Genomic DNA, 7,434 nt, shown 5'->3' with positions numbered 1-7,434 from the left:
ACAATTAATAATTGATAACTTACCTTTATTTACAACAGAAAGTAAGCTTAATATAAGAATTAATATTGAACCAGATATTACAAATCATTTCATAAATAGTATTCATGACAAGCTTGGTTTAAATTATGAGGTACAATTCGAAAATAAAGATTTAAAAGAACTATTGTTGCAAAAAGAAAAATTGATCATAGAGCAAATGGGGGAAATTGGGAAATTACAAAAGGCTAGCAATGAATATAGCCTCCTATTGTTAGAACAAAAAAATACAATTGAGAATCAAATTGAAGATATCGAAAAAAAATCGAAAATATTGGAAGAAGTAAAAAAGGATATCTATAATCTTGAGGAAAAATTACGTAAGAAAGATATAACAATTAATAATTTAAAAGATAATTTGCAAAATACTTTAATGAATGTCGAAAAAAGTAAACTACAGATATATGAGTATGAAAATGAAATTACACATAAGAAAAATATATTGAACCATTATGAAAATGAAATAGCAAACAAAAACAATATATTGGACCAATATGAAAGTGAAATCAAACAGCTTCTTAACGATAATAATACAAAAGATATATTTATTAAGGATTTATTATCCCAAATGGAAGTGACTAAAGACGAGCTTAATAAAATTTATACTTCTTTATCATGGAAGATAACTAAGCCGTTTAGATACCTAAAGCGTGTACTGAAAAAATAAGAGGGTGCCAAATTACGATGCAGTATCATATTGAACGTAACTTACCAAGTAAAATCCAAATTAATAAAGTCAATCGATATTTATTAGAGGGATGGGTTTTCGGCGACGTAAGAGTGAGGAGTATTTCTGCTAAATTATTTGGTCAAGAGTTTGTTGCAGATTCTTTTGAGATATTACGACCTGATGTAGCTGCCGTATATAATGACCCTCAGATGTTTTCATTATTTTCGGGGTTTAGTATTCCAATTGTAATTGATCCGGTAGAAAAAGCTGAATCTGTAGAGTTAGTTTTAAAAGTTGTTTTTAATAACGGTAGAACAATCGAAAAAATAATAAGTACAATTTTATTAGAACCTTACGAGGAGTTGATCGAAGAGAAAATTAATTTACCAGAAGGCATTTTTCGGGAAAATCTATTAGTTATCTGTTTGGCGACATATAATCCAGAGAGAAAACAGTTTGAGAGACAAATTAATAGCATTATTAACCAAGATTTTAGTAATTGGATATGTATTATTAATGATGATTGTTCAAGTAGTAAATATATGAATGACATGCTAGAAATAACTAAAAAAGATAATAGAATTTTTTTATTCCGTAATAAGGAAAACTTGGGGTTTTATTATAATTTTGAACAGTGTTTAAAATTGGTTCCTAAATATGCGAAATATGTTGCACTAGCTGACCAAGACGATTATTGGTATCCTAATAAATTGTCCTTGTCATTACAAAAAATTGATGAAGATCATGATATCCAATTGGTCTATTGCGATATGAAAATCGTCCAAGATGATGGTAATATACTTTTTGAGAGTTATTGGTCTAATAGAAAAAATTATTATAATAGCAAAGATCTCGATTTGTTGGCTATTGCTAATACTGTTACAGGTGCAGCATCAATATTTAAATATTCGTTGACCAAAGAAATCCTCCCATTCCCACCCAAATATGGGAATGTGTTCCATGATCAATGGATTGCTATAGTTGCGGCTATGAAAGGAAAAATTGAATATATAAATATACCGCTTTACGATTATATACAATATGGAAAGAATATTATTGGGCACACTGATTTCACAAAGAAAAATGTTTTAAATTTATTTAATGAGATAGATTTAACTATAACACAAAAACAACAATTAAGTGCTTATTCTACGTATAAGAAATTAAAATTAACTGTCAAACAGTACGTTATAAATGGACTTCGTGCTATTATGCGTGGATATGAGTTTCAACATATAAACGCAAAACATATATTTACTCTTGCCAGTACAGCTTTAATCAGAAATCCAGACACCGTATATAAAAAGTTATTATCAAGACCATTCACACTTAGTGGTCTTCTAAAAGTGCATTTAAAAGTTATGAAAAATAAAGAAACATTAAATAATTTAGAGCTTTCATTGTTTTTTTCTAAGATTATAAATATATTAGTGCGTAAAATTGTTATTCCCTTTCGGAAAAAAATAAAGGCATTTATTAAAAAGAAAAATTTATTTTCTTTGTCTTCAGAAATTAATAATTATGATGTTGTGGGTATAGTTGATCCTTCAATAATTGAGTATAAAAGAAAATTTTTTGGTCGGACATTTGAATTAATCGAGAACAGACCTCAAACCATTAATTTGTTTATTTCTATTGTGGATCCTAAAAACTTTTTTGGTGGTTATATTGGGATGTATAATTTTGCGAAAAAATATTTTGAATTAGGTTTTCGTGTGAGGATTTTAGTTACTGATCAAAAAGAAATAAACCCTGATGATTTGATCAAGGTAAGGAATCACGACTTAACATTAAAAGATTTTTTATCAGTAGTTGAGTTTTTGCCTTGTTATTCTGATGAACAAATAATTCAAATATCTGAAGATGATATCTTTATAGCAACTTCTTGGTGGACCGCTTATATAGCAAATGAGGCTGTTAAAAAAACAAGATATTCTAAATTTATTTATCTTTCGCAGGATTATGAACCTGTTTTTTACGAGCATGGAGCATATCGTGTTCTCGCTGATAATAGTTATTTTTTAAACTATACACCATTTTTTTCCACAGAATTATTACAAAAATATTTTTTAAGTATTGGGTATATCAAAGAAGAAAATGCAGGTGAATTTTTTAATAATCCTGTTCTACAATTTAAAGATTTAGAATTAACTGCGAAAAAGAAAAGAAAAAATAAACTATTGTTTTATGCACGACCACAAGCGCAGAATGCGAGAAATTTATATCCCATTGGTTGTCTAGCCATTGATAGAGCAAGGGAATTAGGGGGATTTTCCGATGAGGATTGGGAGATTATAGCCATTGGTGGTGATGTTGGTGAACAATTACTCCCATCTGGTGTTAAAATAAAACATATAGGTAAATTTGACATGAAACATTATGCAGATTTGCTCCCTGATCATGATATTGGTTTTTCACTGATGGATTCACCGCACCCTAGTTTATTGCCAATAGAAATGGCCTCTGCAGGCATGCTTGTAGTTACTAATACTTATTATGGTATCAAAGATGAAAAATACTTTAAGCAAATTTCACATAATATTAAAGCGGTTGAGCCAAATATTGAAACACTAGCGAATGCTTTATTGGAACAGGCAGATAAAATTCATGATTTCAATTTTAGAATAAAAGGAAGTAAAGTAAACTGGCCTCATCACTGGGAAGATTCGATAACTAAAGAAAAAATTCAAAGAACTCTGAAAAGTGTATTTGAATCTGAAATAACAGAGAAACAAAAAATATCAGTTTAAGGAGTATTCGATGAAGCTAATACTATTGTCGGGTGGGTCAGGAAAGAGATTATGGCCACTTTCGAATGACTCTAGATCTAAACAGTTTCTTAAAGTTTTGAAAAATAAAGATAACGTATACGAATCTATGCTACAGCGTGTGTGGCGCCAGTTAAAGGCAAAAGGTTTAGATAAAGATACTTATATTGCAACTAGTAAATCGCAAGTGGAAACATTGATAAGTCAAATAGGACCAGATGTTCCATTAATTATTGAACCTGAAAGAAGAGATACCTTTCCAGCAATTGTTTTATCATCAATGTATTTGCTTTCGAAAAAAGTGGGTATGGAGGAAGTAGTTTGTGTTTTACCAGTAGACCCTTATGTAGAAGATGAATTTTTTGATCATTTAACTAATTTGGAAAGTGCTTTGAATCACAATATTGATATAGCCTTGGTAGGGGTTAAGCCGACATATCCTTCAGAAAAATACGGATATATATTAACATGCCACAAAGAAATAAATCCTTTATCTCAACAAACTTTACAAGTCAAAGAATTTATAGAAAAACCAAATGAAGAAAAAGCAAAGGAATTGATAAATCAGAATGCATATTGGAATTGTGGAGTATTCGGGTTTAAATTAAATTACATGTATAAATTTCTTCAAGATAAAGGAATTGGGACAAATTATGATGAACTTGTGAATCAATATCATTTTCTTAAGAAGATAAGTTTTGATTATGAAGTAGTAGAAAATGCTAACAAAGTTGGAATGATAGCATTTAATGGTATGTGGAAAGACTTAGGGACGTGGAATACACTGACAGAGGAAATGAAAAACCCAGTATACGGCGTTGGTATTTCTACATTAGATTCAATTAATACACATATCGTTAATGAACTTGATATTCCAGTTACAATTATTGGATTATCAAATATTGTCGTAGCATCAAGTCCTGACGGAATTCTAGTTGCTGATAAAAAAGAAAGCCCCAGAATTAAAGAAGTAATGAATGAGATAAATAATAGACCGATGTATGAAGAACGAAGATGGGGTTCATATAAAGTAATAGATTATAGCAAAGCAGAAGATGGAACAGAAGTTTTGACAAAAAGAATAATAATTAAACCAGGCAAAAATTCCAGTTACCATGTACACTATAAAAGAGATGAAGTATGGACTATTACAGCTGGTAGTGGAACATTGTTTGTAAATGGTATTATGCACAACGTATCTAAAGGTGATTCATTAACTATACCAAGGGGCACTAGGCATGCTGTCTATAGTAAAGATGGAATTGAATTTATAGAAATACAAATGGGGGAAGAAGTTACAGAGAATGATAAAGTTCAATTTGGACTAGATTGGATTGAAATTATCTCCAACAAAAAAATAAACATAAGAGAAATAAACATACTGAAGGGTAGGCTTGCAAAAAAATGAGAAAAATAGCTTTAATAACTGGAATAACTGGACAAGATGGTTCCTATCTTGCAGAACTGCTTCTAAACAAAGGATATATTGTTCATGGTTTGAAAAGAAGATCGTCGACTTTTAATACAATTCGTATTGACAATATTTATCAGGAGCAGTTAAATTCCGTTGATCAAAGGTTTTTTCTACACTACGGTGATTTAACTGATTCAACAAACCTTATACGACTTATAAGTGAAATTCAACCAGACGAGATTTACAACTTAGCTGCTCAAAGTCACGTTCAAGTATCATTTGAAACCCCAGAGTATACGGCTAATGCTGATGGAATAGGTACTTTACGTCTACTTGAAGCTATAAGAATATTAAAATTGACCAATAAAACAAGATTTTACCAGGCGTCTACGAGTGAACTTTATGGTTTAGTGCAAGAGATACCTCAAAGAGAAACCACACCATTTTATCCAAGAAGTCCATATGCTGCAGCCAAGCTTTACGCTTATTGGATTACAGTTAACTATAGGGAAGCTTACAACATTTATGCCTGTAACGGTATTTTATTCAACCATGAGTCCCCTTTAAGAGGAGAGACATTTGTAACTAGAAAAATTACACGCTCAGTTTCAAGAATCAAATTAGGATTACAGCAAAGTTTATCATTGGGTAATTTAGATGCCAAGAGAGATTGGGGACATGCCAAAGATTACGTTGAAGCTATGTGGAAAATGCTACAACAAGATGAGCCAGAAGATTATGTCGTCGCTACCGGACAAACGGTTGCTGTTCGTGAATTTGTACAGTTGGCATTTGAAGAGGTTGGAATCAATATTGAATGGAGAGGAACTGGTATAGAGGAGCATGGGATTAATAGAGATACAGGAGAAATAATAGTTAAAATTGATCCGAAATGCTTCCGGCCTACTGAAGTTGATTTATTGTTAGGAGATCCAACCAAAGCGCAAAATAAATTAAACTGGAAGCCACAAATTGGATTAACGCAATTAGTTCGTGAAATGATTCATGCTGACCTTGAATTAACAACGCGCGACCTTTTATGTAAAGACAATGGGTTCCCGTATTATCATTTCAGTGAATGATGAGGAGACAAAATGGATAAAAACGCGAAAATTTATGTAGCCGGCCATAAAGGTTTGGTCGGCTGCGCAATAACTAATCAGCTTATTAAACAAGGATACAATAATATCATTTTAAAAAGTAGTAAAGAACTGGATCTTAGAGACCAGACTGCAGTAAAGCATTTTTTTGAAAAAGAAAAACCGGAATATGTATTTTTAGCCGCTGCCAAAGTGGGCGGTATTTTAGCTAATAATTTATACCCGGCAGATTTCATTAGAGATAATCTTATGATTCAAACTAATGTAATTGATTCTTCATATCAAAATAATGTGAAGAGATTGCTGTTTTTGGGAAGTTCTTGTATCTATCCGAAGTTTGCACCTCAACCAATACAAGAGGAATACTTATTAACGGGTGAATTAGAACAAACCAATGAGCCATATGCAATTGCGAAAATTGCTGGGTTAAAAATGTGTACTTCATATAATAGACAATATAATACAAATTATATTTCCGTTATGCCAACTAATTTATATGGACCTAATGATAATTTTGACTTAAATAACTCCCATGTTTTGCCGGCACTAATAAGAAAAATTCATGAAGCAAAAATGAAAAATAGTAAAGAAGTTGAAATCTGGGGTACGGGATCACCTCGCAGGGAATTTTTATATGTTGATGATATGGCAGATGCTTGTATTTTTATAATGCAAAATGATGCACCACTTAACATTTTAGAATTAATCAATATAGGTACAGGGCAAGATATACCGATAAAAGAATTAGCAGAATTAATCAGACAAGTTGTAGGGTTTAACGGAGAGCTTTATTTTAATACAGAGAAGCCAGATGGAACGCCGCGTAAGCTATTAGATGTTAGTAGGTTATCAAAATTAGGATGGAAATACAATGTTTCTCTTAAAGAAGGGATAGAGAGAACTTATGCTTGGTATTTAAATAAGGAGAATACGAATGTTTGAAAAATTTAAAAATAATTTAATTCCTAAAGAGATTTGGATTGTCATATTCAGTATATTTAGTTCTTTGACTATCACAGCTTTTTATTACAAAAATATAAATATTACACTAACATCGTTTCATGATAGGACAATTGGTATAGTAGTACTAAATGGAGTTGATGCTGCCGCTAGAACTTCGGCTTATGTGAAGCTCATTTTTCTTTTTTCGCTAGTGTTTTTATCAATCAATTTTTTTCTTAATTATTTGAATAAGAAAATAATTATAAAAGCGTATAAAACCTCCGTCGAGAAGAAGCAAATATTATATCTTTCATCATTTTCGATTTTTTCAATTTTTTTATTTTTTATAACTAGAAATAATATTTACATTTCTATTTTAAAGATTCAGGCCATATTATTATTTTTATTTTTCTTTATTATCTTAATCAAATTAACTTTTAGAAGCTATCAAAAATTTTATTCAAATTATTATATGCTTTTTTTATGTTTATGTATATCCATTTC

At 30.8% G+C, this 7,434-nt stretch carries 6 protein-coding genes; all 6 read left to right on the top strand.

The window, feature by feature from the left end; translation table 11 throughout:
- Positions 1-703 (top strand): hypothetical protein (locus KXG62_RS33445; protein WP_425517410.1); only part of this gene is annotated, 703 nt, incomplete at its 5' end.
- Between the two features lie 17 nt (positions 704-720).
- On the top strand, positions 721-3,456 hold the full coding sequence (locus KXG62_RS33440; RefSeq protein ID WP_218096335.1) for a rhamnosyltransferase WsaF family glycosyltransferase: 2,736 nt from the start codon (positions 721-723) through the stop codon (positions 3,454-3,456).
- Between the two features lie 10 nt (positions 3,457-3,466).
- Positions 3,467-4,882, top strand: coding sequence for a sugar phosphate nucleotidyltransferase (locus KXG62_RS33435; protein ID WP_218096334.1), 1,416 nt, complete (start codon positions 3,467-3,469; stop codon positions 4,880-4,882).
- Positions 4,879-5,970 carry a GDP-mannose 4,6-dehydratase gene (gene gmd / locus KXG62_RS33430; protein ID WP_218096333.1) on the top strand — a complete coding sequence of 364 codons (1,092 nt, stop codon included), beginning with the start codon at positions 4,879-4,881 and terminating at the stop codon, positions 5,968-5,970. Before KXG62_RS33435 ends, gmd begins: the two co-directional genes overlap by 4 nt.
- Positions 5,971-5,982: 12 nt before the next feature.
- Positions 5,983-6,930: a GDP-L-fucose synthase gene (gene fcl / locus KXG62_RS33425; protein WP_218096332.1), complete on the top strand. Its 948-nt coding sequence runs from the start codon at positions 5,983-5,985 to the stop codon at positions 6,928-6,930.
- Positions 6,923-7,434: hypothetical protein (locus tag KXG62_RS33420; RefSeq protein WP_218096331.1), on the top strand; the 512-nt coding region annotated here is incomplete at its 3' end. The genes fcl and KXG62_RS33420, both read left to right, overlap by 8 nt.

This window comes from Paenibacillus solanacearum (genome assembly GCF_910593845.1).
Taxonomy (GTDB): domain Bacteria; phylum Bacillota; class Bacilli; order Paenibacillales; family NBRC-103111; genus Paenibacillus_G; species Paenibacillus_G solanacearum.
The sequence above is the reverse complement of the archived record's forward strand: the minus strand, read 5'-3'. Positions and strand labels throughout refer to the sequence as shown.